Source organism: Candidatus Palauibacter sp., assembly GCF_965208055.1.
In the GTDB taxonomy this organism is placed as follows: domain Bacteria; phylum Gemmatimonadota; class Gemmatimonadetes; order Palauibacterales; family Palauibacteraceae; genus Palauibacter.
Map to the genome: position 1 here is coordinate 3,949,249 of NZ_CBDBNY010000004.1, position 14,260 is coordinate 3,963,508.

At 71.5% G+C, this 14,260-nt stretch carries 14 protein-coding genes; 13 read left to right on the plus strand and 1 reads right to left on the minus strand.

Annotated features, from left to right (window positions below; all coding sequences use genetic code 11):
* Nucleotides 1–2 precede the first annotated feature (2 nt).
* The 5 genes from ACOGXI_RS17385 to ACOGXI_RS17405 all read left to right on the plus strand — a co-directional run bounded on the left by ACOGXI_RS17385 (nucleotide 3) and on the right by ACOGXI_RS17405 (nucleotide 3,814).
* On the plus strand, nucleotides 3–842 hold the full coding sequence (locus ACOGXI_RS17385) for a metallophosphoesterase (RefSeq protein WP_419940065.1): 840 nt from the start codon (nucleotides 3–5) through the stop codon (nucleotides 840–842).
* A gap of 92 nt (nucleotides 843–934) precedes the next feature.
* A complete protein-coding gene (locus ACOGXI_RS17390; RefSeq protein WP_419940066.1) occupies nucleotides 935–1,609 on the plus strand; it encodes a hypothetical protein in 675 nt (224 codons plus the stop codon).
* Nucleotides 1,602–2,072: an MOSC domain-containing protein gene (locus ACOGXI_RS17395; protein WP_419940067.1), complete on the plus strand. Its 471-nt coding sequence runs from the start codon at nucleotides 1,602–1,604 to the stop codon at nucleotides 2,070–2,072. The genes ACOGXI_RS17390 and ACOGXI_RS17395 overlap by 8 nt, the downstream gene beginning before the upstream one ends.
* 36 nt (nucleotides 2,073–2,108) lie before the next feature.
* Entirely contained in the window at nucleotides 2,109–3,080 is a 972-nt protein-coding gene (locus ACOGXI_RS17400; protein WP_419940068.1) for an alpha/beta fold hydrolase, read from the plus strand.
* Nucleotides 3,077–3,814 (plus strand): gamma-glutamylcyclotransferase family protein, encoded by a 738-nt coding sequence (locus tag ACOGXI_RS17405; protein ID WP_419940069.1) that lies wholly within the window; start codon nucleotides 3,077–3,079, stop codon nucleotides 3,812–3,814. The genes ACOGXI_RS17400 and ACOGXI_RS17405 overlap by 4 nt, the downstream gene beginning before the upstream one ends.
* Before the next feature lie 23 nt (nucleotides 3,815–3,837).
* On the opposite strand, the gene mazG is transcribed toward ACOGXI_RS17405, so the two are convergent.
* The gene (mazG, locus tag ACOGXI_RS17410; protein ID WP_419940070.1) at nucleotides 3,838–4,707 is read right to left on the minus strand and encodes a nucleoside triphosphate pyrophosphohydrolase; all 870 of its coding nucleotides are present in this window, start codon (nucleotides 4,705–4,707) and stop codon (nucleotides 3,838–3,840) included.
* A 115-nt stretch (nucleotides 4,708–4,822) separates the two neighbouring features.
* Between mazG and alr the strand changes: the two genes are divergently transcribed.
* From alr to fbp, 8 genes are all read left to right on the plus strand, one after another.
* Complete coding sequence (gene alr, locus ACOGXI_RS17415) at nucleotides 4,823–5,995, plus strand: alanine racemase (RefSeq protein WP_419940071.1); 1,173 nt, start codon at nucleotides 4,823–4,825, stop codon at nucleotides 5,993–5,995.
* The gene (gene cdd / locus ACOGXI_RS17420) at nucleotides 5,992–6,438 is read left to right on the plus strand and encodes a cytidine deaminase (RefSeq protein ID WP_419940072.1); all 447 of its coding nucleotides are present in this window, start codon (nucleotides 5,992–5,994) and stop codon (nucleotides 6,436–6,438) included. The genes alr and cdd overlap by 4 nt, the downstream gene beginning before the upstream one ends.
* A complete protein-coding gene (locus ACOGXI_RS17425; protein WP_419940073.1) occupies nucleotides 6,435–7,667 on the plus strand; it encodes a hypothetical protein in 1,233 nt (410 codons plus the stop codon). The genes cdd and ACOGXI_RS17425 overlap by 4 nt, the downstream gene beginning before the upstream one ends.
* Nucleotides 7,667–8,884 carry a hypothetical protein gene (locus ACOGXI_RS17430; RefSeq protein WP_419940074.1) on the plus strand — a complete coding sequence of 406 codons (1,218 nt, stop codon included), beginning with the start codon at nucleotides 7,667–7,669 and terminating at the stop codon, nucleotides 8,882–8,884. The genes ACOGXI_RS17425 and ACOGXI_RS17430 overlap by 1 nt, the downstream gene beginning before the upstream one ends.
* Before the next feature lie 7 nt (nucleotides 8,885–8,891).
* On the plus strand, nucleotides 8,892–10,271 hold the full coding sequence (miaB, locus tag ACOGXI_RS17435; protein WP_419940075.1) for a tRNA (N6-isopentenyl adenosine(37)-C2)-methylthiotransferase MiaB: 1,380 nt from the start codon (nucleotides 8,892–8,894) through the stop codon (nucleotides 10,269–10,271).
* Nucleotides 10,271–10,624 carry a hypothetical protein gene (locus ACOGXI_RS17440; protein ID WP_419940076.1) on the plus strand — a complete coding sequence of 118 codons (354 nt, stop codon included), beginning with the start codon at nucleotides 10,271–10,273 and terminating at the stop codon, nucleotides 10,622–10,624. Before miaB ends, ACOGXI_RS17440 begins: the two co-directional genes overlap by 1 nt.
* 307 nt (nucleotides 10,625–10,931) lie before the next feature.
* Nucleotides 10,932–13,145 (plus strand): DNA internalization-related competence protein ComEC/Rec2, encoded by a 2,214-nt coding sequence (locus tag ACOGXI_RS17445; RefSeq protein WP_419940077.1) that lies wholly within the window; start codon nucleotides 10,932–10,934, stop codon nucleotides 13,143–13,145.
* 61 nt (nucleotides 13,146–13,206) lie between these two features.
* The gene (gene fbp, locus ACOGXI_RS17450) at nucleotides 13,207–14,208 is read left to right on the plus strand and encodes a class 1 fructose-bisphosphatase (protein WP_419940078.1); all 1,002 of its coding nucleotides are present in this window, start codon (nucleotides 13,207–13,209) and stop codon (nucleotides 14,206–14,208) included.
* Nucleotides 14,209–14,260: the final 52 nt, after the last annotated feature.

A 14,260-nucleotide genomic window follows, 5' to 3' on the forward strand; every position in this document is an offset into this window, starting at 1 on the left:
GGATGCTCCTTTTTCTCCTCGCGACCGCGGTCCTGCTCGCCGCGTGGGCGTTCTGGTGGGAGCCCGGTCGACTGGTCCTCAACCGGACGGACCTGGAGGTGCCGGGGTGGCCCGAGGGGGAGGAAACCCGCATCGCGCTCATCGCGGACCTGCACGTGGGCTCGCCCCGGAACGGCCGGGACAACCTGCGTCGCGTCGTGCGACGGGTGAACGAGACGCTGCCGGATCTTGTTCTCATTGCCGGTGACCTGACGATCGACAACGTCATGGGCGGCCGATTCGTGCCGCCGGAGGAGATCGCCGAGGACCTCGCCGCGCTCGACGCTCGCCACGGCGTGTTCGCGGTGCTCGGCAACCACGACCGCTGGCTGTCGGCCGAGCGCGTGGAAGAGGCGCTCTCCGGCGTCGGGATCACCGTCCTCGACAACCGGGGCCGGCGGGCGCGCGTGCGGGGCAACGACGTCTGGATCGCGGGCGTGGCGGACTTCTGGACGGGCCATCCGTCGGTCGAGGATGCGCTCGATGGGGCCCGTGCCGGGGAGCCCGTGATCGTCCTCACGCACAACCCGGACATCTTTCCCGAGGTGCCGGCGCGGGCCTCCCTGACGCTGGCCGGGCACACGCACGGCGGACAGGTCGTCATCCCGTTCGTAGGGCCGGGGATCACCCCCTCCCGTTTCGGGGAACGATACGCGGCGGGTCATGTGGTGGAGGACGGACGACACCTCTTCGTGACGACCGGCGTGGGGACGAGCCGGCTCGGCGTGCGCTTCCTCGTGCCGCCCGAAATCGTCGCGCTCCGCCTCACGCGCTGCGAATCCTGCGAGTCGCCGCCGGAGTGACTATCATCCCGCCCACGCGGGCCCTTGCGGCACGGGCTGCCGGCCCGCGATTGGAACCTCGAACCGGATCCGAAATCGGAGCGACACCGAACATGCCGTATCATTCGACATCGCGCGTCCAAAGCGGGCGCGTCGTCGGCGCCGCGTGGCGCCTGGCCATCGCAATCCTGGTCCTGCTTCCCGTCGCCGCCTCCGCCCAGGAAGACAAGCTGCCGCCGCCCGAGGGCTGGCTCGCCCGCGCGGATCACGGAGGCGACGGAGTGGAGGCTCTTCAGGAAATGCCGCCCGGCTGGCACGTCACCACGGGGCCGGCCGGCATCTTCTACGATCCCGAGACCCGGGCGGACGGCGACTTTCGCGTCGAGTCCACGGTCTTCCTGTTCGACCCGGAAGGCCGGAACGAAGGGTTCGGCGTCTTCATCGGCGGGGCGGATCTCGAGGGAGCCGGCCAGGCCTACACCTACCTCCTCATCCGGGCGGACGGGAGCGTGATCGTGAAGCGCCGGGATGGCGACGGGACCTCCACGCTCCTCGACTGGACGAAGCACGAGGCGGTCGTCACCTGGGCGGCGCGGGGCGAGGGTGCGGCGACGGCGAAGAACGTGCTCTTCGTGGAGGCCGGGGGCGAAGAGGTGATCTTCGGCGTGAACGAGCAGGAGGTGTTCCGGACGGCGAGAACCGGGCAGCACGTCGACGGCGTCGTCGGGCTGAGGGTCAACCACGGCCTCAACCTGCACTTTTCCTCGCTGGAGGTGACCGATGGCTGAGTCCACCGCGGGGCCCGCCGGCTCCGGATCGGCGCGGCTCGAAGCGATCTGGCTCAAGTCGGCGCGGAAGGGCGCCATGGAGCCGGTACCGGGTGCCACCCTCGTCGCGGGGAAGGGTCTGGAGGGCAACGTCGACCGCGGCGGCTACCGGCAGGTGACCCTGCTCGACGCGGACGCGTGGGAGGCGGCGACGCGGGAGATCGGCGTCGATCTGGCTCCGGAGGCCCGCCGGGCCAACCTGCTCGTGCGGGGCGTCGACTTCTGCGAGACGGCGGACCGGGTGCTGCGGATCGCCGGCTGTCGCATCCGCATTCGCGGCGAGACGCTGCCCTGCGGGCGCATGGAGGACGCGGCGCCCGGGCTCAAGGCGGCGCTGGCGCCCGACTGGCGCGGCGGCGCGTACGGGATGGTGCTCGAGGGCGGCCCCCTCGCCCTCGGCGATGTGGTGGCCTGGGAATCCTGACGCCCGGCCCGCGGGCGCCGGCGAGCGGGTGAACCCGTGACGAGCGGCCGGCCGGCGGCGGTCGTCTTCGGCCTCGTCGTCCTCGCGGCGACCGTGGCGGGGTGCGGCGATCCGGGCTCCGAAGCGGGCCCGCCGACCCGAGCGGGCTCGCTCTCCGTCTTCGAGGCGGAACTCTTCTACCAGACGGTCGGGGTCGGAGAGCCCGTCGTCGTCGTGCACGGCGGGCCGGGCCTCGACCACTCGTACCTTCGTCCGTGGTTCGGACCGCTGGCGGAGACGCACCAGGTCATCTTCTACGATCAGCGGGGCCTGGGGGGGTCGAGGGCCGTGGTGAACGCGGCGAGCCTCTCGATGGAGCGCTACCTCACGGATATCGACCGGATCCGCGAACACGTCGCGCAACGCGAGAAGGTCACGCTGCTCGCGCACTCATGGGGAGCGATTCCCGCCCTCCTCTACGCGATGGAGCGTCCCGAGCGGCTGGCCGCGCTCATCCTCGTCGCGCCCGTCGAACCGGGCAGCCGCTTTCGCGAGCAGACCGACGAGAACCAGTTGGCCCGGCGGGACTCGGCCGACCTCGCGGCCATCGACTCGATTCGGGGAACGCCGGAGTTCGCGGCGCGGGAGGCGGAGGCCATCAGCCAGGTTTTCTTCCACGTTTTCCGCGGCACGTTCGCGGACGCGAGCGTCGCGGACCACCTGCTTCGTCTCTCCCTGCACGAGAGGACGGCGAGCCAGGGCCAGCTCGTCGCGACCCTGCTCATGACACCGCTCCAGGGGCTCGACTTCTGGGACCGTCTGGGCCAGATCGAGGTCCCGGTGCTCATCATGCACGGCGCGGAGGATCCGATCCCCACCGAGATGGTGGAGGAGATGAACAGCGCCCTGCCGAACAGCCGCCTGATTCGGGTCGACGGATCGGGGCATTTTCCGTTCATCGAGAAGCCGGCGCCGTTCTGGGACGGCGTGCGGGAATTTCTTCAGCAGCGGTTGCGGGAAGGACCGTGACCGCGGGCGGCCCGGCGCCGGGCCCGATCCGCGACCCGGCTCCTCTGCGAGGCGCCCTCTCCCGCCTCAATGAAGCGCGGCTCGCGCCCGAAGGCAGTTTCGCCCGCCTCGCCGCTCTGCTTTCGGGGTTCGAGGAGCTTGCCGCGGTGCTGCCGGGCGAGGACCGCCGGCCGGGGGCGGCGGGGGCGCTGGCGGAACTCGAAGCGCTGCTGGCCGAACCGGGCGCGGAAACCGGCGCCGCGGCGCTGCGCGGATACCTCGAACCCATCCTCGAACGGCTGATCGAGGCTCTGCTCGACCATCCGGAGCGGCGCCTGGCCGCGTACGGGTCCCTCCTACCCGGCGAGAACAACCATCATCACGTGGCGACGCTCGTCGGACGCTGGGTGGACGGGACGGTGGAGGGCACGCTTCACGACCGAGGCTGGGCGGCGCGGCAGGGCTATCCCGGGTTCGTCCCCGGAACGGCGGGCGACCGCGTGGGAACTTCCGGCGAGCGCGTGGCGGTGAAGGTGTTCGAAAGTCTCGCGCTCCCCGAGGCGTGGGATCGGCTGGATGCGTTCGAGGGCGCGGCCTACCGGAGGATCCTCGCCCCCGTGGAGACGAGGGTGGGAACCGGGGCCGGAAGCGAGACCGCGTGGCGGGTCTGCAACATCTACCAACTCACGGACCTCGCGCCCCGGCCGACCCGCGCGCCGGATCGCGCTTCGGATCGCGAGAGCGACCCCGCCTGAGCGGCGGCAGGCGGTCGGGGGTCCTACTCGTCGGCCTTCACTTCCTCCCACACGGCGTCGAGCGTCGCGAGATCCGCGCCCTTCCACTCGAGGCCGCGGCTCTCCGCCAGTTGGATCATGCGCCGGCAGCGACGCTCGAACTTCTCGACCGCGCCGAGAAGCGCGTTGGCCGGGTGGGCGCCGGCCCACCGCGAGGCGTTCACCACCGCGAAGAGCAGGTCCCCCACCTCCTCGACGACCTCCGGGCTCGCTTCTCCGATCCGGGGCGGCGCGGCCGATCCGGGAGAACCGGACGCGCCTGCTGCGGCTTCGGCGGCTTCGGCGGCGGCCTGCTCGAGTTCCGCCGTCTCTTCGCGCACCTTCTCCATCGGCCCCGCGAGGTCGGCCCAGTCGAAGCCGAACCCCGCCATCCGCTCCTGCACGCGCGCCGCGCGGCTGAGCGGATCGAGCCCGGCCGAGACCCCGTCGAAGGGGTCGTCCGGAGACTCGCGTTCCGCCGCCTTGAGCGACTCCCAGTCGGGTGGGGCGTCGGCGTCGCCGTACACATGCGGGTGACGGGCCTCCATCTTCGCCTCGAGCGCTTCGACGACATCGGCGGCCGCGAAGGCGCCGCGCTCTTCGGCGAGCACGATCTGGAAGGCGACATTCAGGAGCAGGTCGCCCAGTTCTCCCGAGAGGTCTCGGTCGTCTCCGGCCCGGATCGCGTCCGCGACCTCGTGCGCTTCCTCGAGCAGATACGGGCGGAGCGTCTGCGGCGTCTGCTTCGCGTCCCAGGGACAGCGGATGCGCAGGAAGCGGACGAGAGCGAGGGCGCGGGCGAGGGCATCATCCCCTTCGCGCGCCTCGTCCGCGTGGAAACGCTCGAGGTCGGCGGCGGCGGTTGGCTCCGGCATGATGGCGAAGGTATCACCCGGTGGCAGGACGCCGCTCCATTCGACAGGTTGCTCACCTCCGGGCCGGCCCCGCCGACGGGCCGACAGGAACCTTCTCCCGAACCCCCGGCGACGCTTGACCCGCAGCCGCGAAGACCCCCCGTACCGAGCGTGGCTCGAGGTCGATCTGGCCGCGCTGTCGCGGAACGCCCGGCGCATGGCGAAACATGTGGCCCCCGCCCGCTTCGTCCCCATGGTCAAGGCGGACGCGTACGGCCTCGGCGCCATCGAGGTCGCCCGCGCCCTGGACCGGCTGGAGCCCTACGCCTTCGGGGTCGCGACGCCGCCGGAAGGGGCGGAACTCCGGCGGAGCGGGATCGAGCGCCGCATCGTCGTATTCGCCCCCTCGGCCGCCGCCGAGATCTCCCAGCTTCTCGAGGCGCGGCTCGAGAGCGCGGCGCTGAGCCTGGCCTCGCTCGCGAAGCTCGAGGCCGCGGCGCGGGCGGCGTCCGCGCGGATGCCCGTCCATCTCGAGGTCGACACCGGCATGGGTCGCGCGGGCCTCCCGGGGGCCGAGGCCGCGGCGTGGACGCCCGAGGTGGCGGCGATCCTCTCGCGGGGCGGCGTGTCGCTGGCGAGCGTCTACACCCATTTCCATTCCGCCGGCACGGATCCGGCCGCGACCTCCCTTCAGTTGACCCGCTTGCGGCGGGCCGCATCGATCCTGGAGGAGGCCGGCGTCGAGGTCCCCTTCCTGCATGCGGCGAACAGCGATGCGGCGATGGGAGATGAGCAGTATCATCTGGGGCTCGTCAGACCGGGGATCTACCTGTACGGGGGACGGCGGGGAGCGGGCGCCGCGGGCGCGCCGGCGGACCCGGAGAGTGTGGCGCGGGTACGCGCGAGGGTCCTGGAAGTTCGTGACCTCGCGCCGGGCTCGACCGTCAGCTACGGGGCCACCTACACGACGAAGCGCGCCGAACGTCTCGCCACTCTCGGGATCGGGTACGCGGATGGGGTGCCGTGGCGCCTGTCGAACCGGGGACAGGCGCTCATCCGCGGAGTCCGGACGCCGATCCGCGGCGGCGTCTGCATGGACGTGACGTCGGTAGACGTTTCCGGCGCGCCGGGTGTCGAAGCTGCGGATGTGGCCACGCTGCTGGGCCGTGACGGAGGGGAAGAGATCGCGCTGGCGGACTTCGCGGAGACCGCCGGGACGATCGAATACGAAGTGCTGACGGCGATCGGACGGCGCCTGCCCCGACACTACGTGGGCAGGCCGGCCGACGCCGCGGATGGGAGCCGATGACGGAGACTCGAGTGACAGCCGGAGAGCCGCTTTCGTGGGAAGATCTCGCCGTCCGCGCGAGGGTCGCCCGCGAACGGGCGTACGCGCCGTATTCCCGTTTCCTCGTCGGCGCCGCGCTCGAGGCCGATGACGGCCGGGTCTTCGCCGGGTGCAATGTGGAGAACGCCTCCTACCCGGTGGGGACGTGCGCGGAACGCGTCGCGCTGGGGCACGCGGTCGTTTCGGGGGCGCGCGCCTTCTGCCGCATCGCCATCGCGACGAGCGGCGCCATCCCGGCCCCGCCGTGCGGCATGTGCCGCCAGGCGCTCGCCGAGTTCGGCCGGGAACTCGAGGTCATGAGCATCGGAACGAACGGGGAGTCGATCACCTGGCGGTTGCGGGACCTTCTGCCGGCGAACTTCTCGCTCGAGCGGATGGCCGCGCCGGCGGAGACGGGCCCGTGAGCGGACGGGGACTCGCAGCGCTCGTCACGATGGTCGTCCTGGTCATGCTGGCCGCCTGTGCGGAGGACCCGCTCTCCCTGGGCTCCGAGAAGGCGCCCGGCGCCGGCGTGGAGACGCGCGACGTCACCATCTCGGCTTCCGAACTGTTGTCCTGGCGGGATACGACGCTGACCGGTTTCGCCCGGCCCTCCACCGCGCCGTTCGTGTATGTCTCCGCCGAGACGGACGTGTCGAGTCGCGGGCTCGCGCGCTTCAACGTCCCCGACACGGTCCGGACGTTCGTCGACACGCTGCCGGTCGCGAAGTTCGAGGAGGTGGAGTTCCTGCTTCGCTTCGACACGATCCGCTCCGAGTTCACGACCTTTCCGCTCACGGTGAAACTCGTCGAACTGGGGGAGCGTTTCGAGCCTCATGATGCGACGTGGCGGGAGGCGGCCCCGGGGATCCCGTGGGCGGTGCCCGGGGGCGACCTCGGGGTCGAGATCGCGTCGGCGGTGCTGGAGGCGGTCTCGGATACGCTCCTCATGACGCCGGCCGTGGCGGAGGACTCGCTGATGAAGGCGTGGCAGCGGGCGGACGGGGGCAACGGCTTCGCCATCGTGCTGGACGGCCCGGAAACGAAGCTCCGGGTGACGCAGATGGTCCTCCGATACGATCCGACCCTCGTCGGGCGAACCCTCCCGGTACCCCAGTCCCAGTTGTGGGAAGAACACGCGTTCATCCTGGATCCTCCGCAGCCGCCGACCGGCACGGAGCTTCGCGTCGGCGGCCTCCCCGCCTCGCGCATCTACTTCGAGTTCGTGCCGCCCGGAATCCTCGGGGAAGCAGGGCTTGAAGGGGCTACGGTCAGCCAGGCCGAAGTCATCCTCCATCCCCTGGCCGCGCCCGATCCGTATGCGGCGGAGCGCAGCATCCAGGCCCGAAAGATCAGTCTGCTCGCCGACCCGTTCGAGGCCGGTGAAAAGACCCCGATCGGGAGCGGGGATCTGATCGCGACAACGCTCGATCCCGCCAGACTCCGCGAGGGTGAGCCGGTTCGCCTCGACATCACGCTCCTGATGGCGCGGGCCGTCCGGGATTCGCTGAGGCGCATCCGGATCGGCTTGCGGGCGGATCCGGATGCGCAGGCGCTGGGCTACTGGGAGTTCGGCTCCGCCGAATCGCCGCCGGAATTCCAGCCGCAGGTCCGCATCGTATTCAGTTCGGCGCCCCGCTTCACGGTGCCGTGATGCGGACCGTCCGAAGGTTCCGGGGCAGGGTCCGGGGAACGTTCCCGGGATGGGGTCGGGCCGGGTTCGTGCTCGCCGCGCTGGCGGCCTCGCCCGTTGCCCTCTCCGCCCAGACGCCGCTCACGGCGGTCGGCCTCGGCTATCCCGTCGCGCCCGTGGATGGCCGGTCGGCGGCGCTCGGTGGATCGGGCTCCGGCCTGCTCGGCGGATCATACAGCCTCACGAATCCGGCCGACCTGCTCCTTCACTCCGAACCCGGCTTCTCGGTCTCGCTGGCCAGCGAGGGTGTCACGCTGGAGGGCGAGAGCGCGTCGCTCGACACGGGGCGGGGGCGTTTCACGACGATCCGGGCGCTCGTTCCCTACAACGACTGGGCCTTCAGCCTGGCCTTCGGCGGCGAGTTCGACCAGGACTGGTCCAACATTCTGCAGGACACGCTGCGGCTGAACGATGGTTCGGTTCCCTTCGAGGAGACGCGGGAGCACAACGGCGGGATCAGCACGATCGATGCGTCGCTGGCGCGTCGCCTCGGGCCGCTGGGCATCGGGGTCTCGGCGCAGCGGCTGACCGGCTCCCTGCGGCAGTCGTTCTTCCGTCAGTTCGGCGATCCGATCGGGGGGGCGCCCACGCTCGGCGGCATCGCGGGGGCGAGGGAGCTGTCGTGGCGAGCCTGGCGCTTCCGGGCGGGTGGATCGATCCGGCTGGGGGACCGCATCGTGGCGGGCGCCGCTCTCGGGACGGGAGGGACGCTGTACGCGACCCCCGAAGGGGCGGACGAGCCCGAGGCGGAGTTCGACCTGCCGACCTCGATCCAGCTCGGCGGCAGCGTGCGTGTGACGGACCAGATCCTCGTCACCGCCGGCGGCGGCCGGGCCGGGTGGTCGGCCGTGGGGTCGCGCGATGCGGTGGCGGGCTCCGCGTTCCAATCCCACGACCTCGCATGGCTGGGCGGAGGGATCGAATACGGCGCGCTCTCCCTGCTCGGCGGAAGGCTGCCGCTTCGGGCCGGCTGGCGCAGGACGGGACTCCCGTTCAGCCGGGGTGCGGAAGCGCTCGACGAGTCCGCCTTCACCGGCGGTTTCGGCTGGGAGTTCCAGGATGGACTGGCCGTATTCGACCTCGCCTTCGAGAGCGGATCGCGCGGCGACGTCGCGGCGGCCGGCTTCGCGGAGAGCTTCCGGCGCGTCACGTTCTCCTTCTCCCTCCGCCAGCGCTGAGCCACCCGTGGAGAGGGCGAAGCTCGTCACCCTGAAGACGCCCGGCGCGGATCGCCCCCGCGGCCCCCGTCCGCTCGGGGGTCGGGTCTACATCGAGACCTACGGGTGTCAGATGAACATCAACGACACCGAGTTGATGGAGGGGCTGCTCGTCGACGAGGGCTTCGTGAGCGTGGATGCACCCGAACGCGCCGATGTGATCCTCGTGAACACCTGCGCGATTCGCGAGCACGCGGAACGGCGCGTTCGTGGCCGGATCGGCGAGCTGCAGCGCCACCGCAAGCGGCATTCCGGACTCGTGCTCGGGGTGACGGGCTGCATGGCGCAGCGGCTGGGCCCGAGGCTCATCGAGGAGGCGGCGGGCGTGGATCTGGTGGCCGGACCGGATGCGTACCGCGCCCTCCCGGAACTCATCGGTTCGATTCAGACGAACGCGATCGAGCGCGGACAGACGCTGCTTGGACTCGACGCGGAGGAGAACTACGAGGGCGTGGACAGCGTGAGGCGGGAAGGCGTAAGCGCCTGGATCACCGTCCAGCGCGGCTGCGACCACCGCTGCACCTTCTGCATCGTGCCCTACGTGAGGGGATCCGAGAAGAACCGCACGCCCGAGGCGGTCCTCGCCGAGACCCGGCGCGCCGTGGAGGAGGGGTTCACCGAAGTCGTTCTCCTCGGACAGACCGTGAATTCGTACGAGTCCGGAGACTGGAACTTCGCGACGCTGCTGCGGGCCGTGAGCCGCGCGGACGGCATCCGCCGCGTGCGTTTCACCTCGCCCCATCCCAACGACGTGACGCCGGAACTGCTCGAGGTGATGGCGGGCGAGCCGACGGTCTGCCGTCAGCTCCACCTGCCGGTGCAGTCGGGCTCCGACCGCGTGCTCAAGCGCATGGTCCGGCGCTACACGAGCGAGGGGTTTCTCGACAAGGTCGAGGCCGTCCGCCGCGAGGTTCCCGGCATCGCGCTCTCCACGGATGTCATCGTCGGTTTTCCGGGGGAGACGGAGGCGGATTTCGAGGCCACGCTGGAGCTGATGCGGGACGTGCGCTTCGACGATGCCTATCTGTACAAGTACTCGCTGCGCGAAGGGACGCCGGCTACGCGCTTCCCGGCCGCGGATTTCGTGCCGGACGAAGTGGGTTCGCAGCGGCTGGAACGCCTGATCGGCGAACACCGCGCGATCCAGCGCGAGATCAACGAGTCCGAGGTGGGTTCGCGGCGCGAGGTCCTGATCGAGCGCTCGGCGCGCTCACCCGGGGATGTGCTCGGCCGGACGGAGCAGAACAAGGTCGTCGCTTTCCCCGGAGACCCCTGCCGGATCGGCGCGTACGCGCAGGTGCGCCTCACGGGGACGACGGGCGCGACCTTCATGGGACGGCCCTGCTGATGCGCTTCGTGCTGCGGCTGCTCGCCTTCGTTGTCGTCATCCTCGCCGCGTTCTGGTTTACCGCGAGGAACGCGGGCGAACTCGTGAACGTCGTGTTGCCTTTCCTCCGCATTCGCGCGTCGCTCCCGCTCGTCGTCTTCGCCTGCATCCTCGGGGGGATGGGCCTCTCGGGCCTGCTCGCCTGGCGGGCCGAGCGCCGGACCCGGCGCCTGGCGGACCGGGCCGCGTCGGCGCGTCTCGCGCATGAGGCGCCCGCCCCGATGGAGTTCGCGACGGCGGCGGAGCCCCTGACGGCGGAGCCCCCGGCCCCGCCCGAGCCCCCGGAACGGTCGGAGCCGAGTCCGCTCCTCTGACGCTCCGTTGACGGACGGTTGACGGACGGTTGACGGACGGTTGACGGTCTCTCCGAGCGTAGAGGTGAACTCTGCGCCCGGAGGCTGATCGACGTCCCACTCCCTCTCGCCCCTGCTCCTGACGGCCCTGGCGCTCGCCGCCGGGGATGTCGCCGGGCTCGCGCTCGCCCGAGCCGACGCCGTCGCTTTCCATGCTCCCGCGGCGATCGCGGCGGGGCTCTCTTGCGTCATCGTCGGCCGGGCCGTGCTGCGGGCCGCCCGCCGGGCCCGCCCCGGCCGAGCCGGCGGCATTTCACCGCACGCGACGGTGGGTTTCTCGGTCGTGCTTGCCGCCCTCGCCGGGTTGCTGGCGGGTCTGCCGAGCGGCACGGCGGCGCTGCGGGCCTGCGTCGCCACGTTGGAGGCGGGCGCGCCGGTCGCGGTGGTCGGCACGCTCGCGGACGCGGCGCCGGAACGGCGGGCGGGCCGGGATGCCGGCCCGGTCCGGGTGTCGATCCGCGACGTCCACATCGTCTCGGGCGGGCGGATCTGCCGCCTGGGCGCGGTGCGCGCCTTCCTGCGGTCCGGAGCGGCGCACGAGGCGGGCACGGCGGTGCTCGCCCGGGGCACATGGCGCACGGCGGGCGGGACGAAACCCGAAGCGGCCCGACCCCGGCTGCCCCGTCCGCCCGCGACGATGGGCTGGATCGGCGGCGCGACGCTGGAGCCGCTGGAAGTGCCGGCGAACGCGGTGGGCCCGCGGGGTCTCGGCCGCCGGATCATCGAGTGGCGCGCCGGGCTGCTCGCCCGGCTCGACGCCCGGCTCGCCCCGGAGCACCGGGCGATCGGCAAAGCCCTGCTGCTCGCCGACCGCAGCACCCTCGACCCTGCGACGAGAGAGGCGTTCGTCGGGGCCGGGATCATCCACCTGCTCGCGATCTCCGGGCTCCACGTCGGCCTGATCGGGGCTTCGCTCTCCTGGCTCATCGGCCTTCGCGTGCGCGGTCCGCGGCGGCTGCTCTACGCCGCCGCCTGTACGAGTGCGTACGTATGCCTCATCGGCGCGCCTCCCTCGGCGGTGCGAGCGGCGCTGATGTTCTGGGGCTGGGCGCTCGCCTTCCGTCGGGCGCGCCCTGCGCGCATCAGCGATCTCGCGGCGCTCGCGGCGACGCTCGCCATTCTGGCCGACCCGCTCATCGTGACCGATCCGGGGTTCCAGCTCTCCTTCGCCGGTTTCACGGGCGTCGTGTTCGGGGGCCGCGTGCCGCTGCCGCGTTGGCTCTCCACCCGGCGCCTGCGGGGCATCGGGCGGGCACTCGCCGTGAGTTGCGGCGCCTTCCTCGTCACGGCGCCCATCGCGGCCTTCCATTTCGACCGCATCGTCATCGCCTCGATCCCGGCCAGCGTCGTGGCGGGCGCGGTGGTGGGTCTCGCGCTTCCCGCCCTCGCGCTCACGCTGGTCCTGCCGTGGGGTCTCTGGGTGCTGTTCGCCGGCGCCGCGGACGTCGCGCTCGGCTGCCTCGCGGCGATCGCGTCCTTCTTCGCGGGGCTCCCGCTGAGCTGGGCGGGCCCCGGCCTCGGCCCCCGCGCGTGGGCGGTCGCGGCCGCGCTCGTCGCCCTCGCGCTCGACCGTACGCGCGCCCGGCGCGGCCTCGGCGTCCTCTCGGTCGGGGCCGTGCTGGCACTCACGGTCGCCTGGCCCCTCGTCAGGGCCGGCCTCGAGCGGGGCACGGCGCTCGTCTGCACCCTCGCCGTGGGGCAGGGCGACGCCGCCGTGGTGCGGACCGGCGCCGGCCGATGGCTCGTCTTCGACGCGGGCCCGGGCTCGGCCTTCCGGACGGCCGGCACGGCACCCGGCCCGCCGATGGCCGACGCGGGAAGCCGCGTCGTCGTGCCCTTCCTGCGCCGCATGGGCGCCCGGACCGTGGAGCTGTTCGCCATCTCCCATCCGCACCTCGACCACTACGGCGGCGCCGCGGCGGTGTTCGAGGCCCTGCGGGTCCGCCGTGTGCTCGATCCCGGCGTCCCGGAGCCCAGTTCCTCCTACCTCGCCTTCCTCGAACGGCTTCAGATGGAGGGCGCCACCTGGCATGCGCCCCGCGCGGGAGATCGCCTCCGCATCGACGATGTCGAACTCGAGATCCTCTGGCCCGAGGGCCCGGCGGGCTCGGATGCGAACGAAGGTTCCCTCTCCTTCCGTCTCACGGTCGGCGGCTTCCGCTACGTGAACACGGGCGACGCCGGCGTCGAGGTGGAGCGCGAGATCCTGGAGCACCTTGCGCCGCTCCGTCCGGAGACGGATCTCCTCAAGCTCGGCCACCACGGCAGCCGGACTTCGAGTTCCGTCGAATGGCTGAAAGCGACGCAACCGGAAATCGCCGTGATCTCGGCGGGGACACGGAACCGGTACGGGCACCCGCACGCCGTGACGCTGGCGCGGCTCGACTCCGCCCGGGTACCGCGCGTGTGGCGGACGGATCTCCAAGGCCCCCTGTGCGTAGAGGTCGACGCGCGCGGATGGAGGATCGCGGACGCGCCTTGACGCGAAAAACCGCCCCTCCGTAACCTCTCAGCCCACCTTCCCCGAGTTCCGCGGAGCCACCTTGACCGGATCCATCGTCACCGTCGAGCACTTCATCGCCGAGCAGGAGCGCGAATATCCCCAGGCCACGGGTGCGCTGACAGACATCCTGCTCCAGATCAGCCTCGCCGCGAAGGTCATCTCCACGGCCGTGAATCGCGCGGGCCTCATCGACATCCTCGGCGTGAGCGGGAGCACGAACCTGCATGGCGAGGAAGTGCAGAAGCTGGACGACTACGCGAACGATGTCCTCGTGAGCCTGCTGGCGCGCTGCGGCAGCCTCAGCGGCATGGTGTCCGAGGAAGAGGAGGGATTTGTCCGCGTCCCCGAATCACGCGACCCCGGACCGTACATCATCGCCTTCGACCCGCTCGACGGAAGTTCGAACATCGACGTGAACATCTCCGTGGGGACGATCTTCTCCGTCTACCGGAAGCGGAGCGAGGGGCGCAAGGTGCGGAGACGCGACCTGCTTCAGCCGGGATCCGAACAGGTCGCCGCAGGCTACGTCCTGTACGGCTCCTCCACCATGCTCGTCTTCACGACCGGGGCGGGAGTACACGGCTTCACGCTCCACCCGGAGATCGGGGAGTTCCTCCTCTCGTACCGGAACCTGCGCATTCCCTCGCCCGGAAAGAACATCTACAGCATCAACGAAGCCTACTTCGACAAGTGGACGCCGGGTCAGCAGCGGCTCGTGGAGCGGTTCCGCCAGCCTCCCCGCGACGCGCCGTCGTTTTCCGCGCGCTACGTCGGGTCCATGGTCGCGGACTTCCACCGCACCCTCCTCCGCGGGGGGATCTTCATGTACCCGGGAACCGTCGCCAGGCCGGAGGGGAAGCTGCGCCTGCTGTACGAGGTGGCTCCCATGGCCATGATCTGCGAGCACGCGGGCGGCCGGGCCACCGATGGTCGGCGGCGTATCCTCGACATCGAGCCCGAGGGGCTGCATCACCGCGTGCCGACCTTCCTGGGCGCCCCCGACCTCGTGGAGATGGCGGGGCGTTACCTGGCCGAGGATTGACCCCGACGGGAACCCCGGCCCGCCAACCGACCGGGCCGGATGCAAACGACGG

What these genes read in the sequence shown, in the direction of transcription:
- ACOGXI_RS17430 (WP_419940074.1), top strand. Translation starts at nt 7,667, where the DNA reads ATGCGGACCGTCCGAAGGTTCCGGGGCAGGGTCCGGGGAACGTTCCCG.
- ACOGXI_RS17390 (WP_419940066.1), top strand. Translation starts at nt 935, where the DNA reads ATGCCGTATCATTCGACATCGCGCGTCCAAAGCGGGCGCGTCGTCGGC.
- cdd (WP_419940072.1), top strand. Translation starts at nt 5,992, where the DNA reads ATGACGGAGACTCGAGTGACAGCCGGAGAGCCGCTTTCGTGGGAAGAT.
- ACOGXI_RS17385 (WP_419940065.1), top strand. Translation starts at nt 3, where the DNA reads ATGCTCCTTTTTCTCCTCGCGACCGCGGTCCTGCTCGCCGCGTGGGCG.
- mazG (WP_419940070.1), bottom strand. Translation starts at nt 4,707, where the DNA reads ATGCCGGAGCCAACCGCCGCCGCCGACCTCGAGCGTTTCCACGCGGAC.
- ACOGXI_RS17440 (WP_419940076.1), top strand. Translation starts at nt 10,271, where the DNA reads ATGCGCTTCGTGCTGCGGCTGCTCGCCTTCGTTGTCGTCATCCTCGCC.
- ACOGXI_RS17395 (WP_419940067.1), top strand. Translation starts at nt 1,602, where the DNA reads ATGGCTGAGTCCACCGCGGGGCCCGCCGGCTCCGGATCGGCGCGGCTC.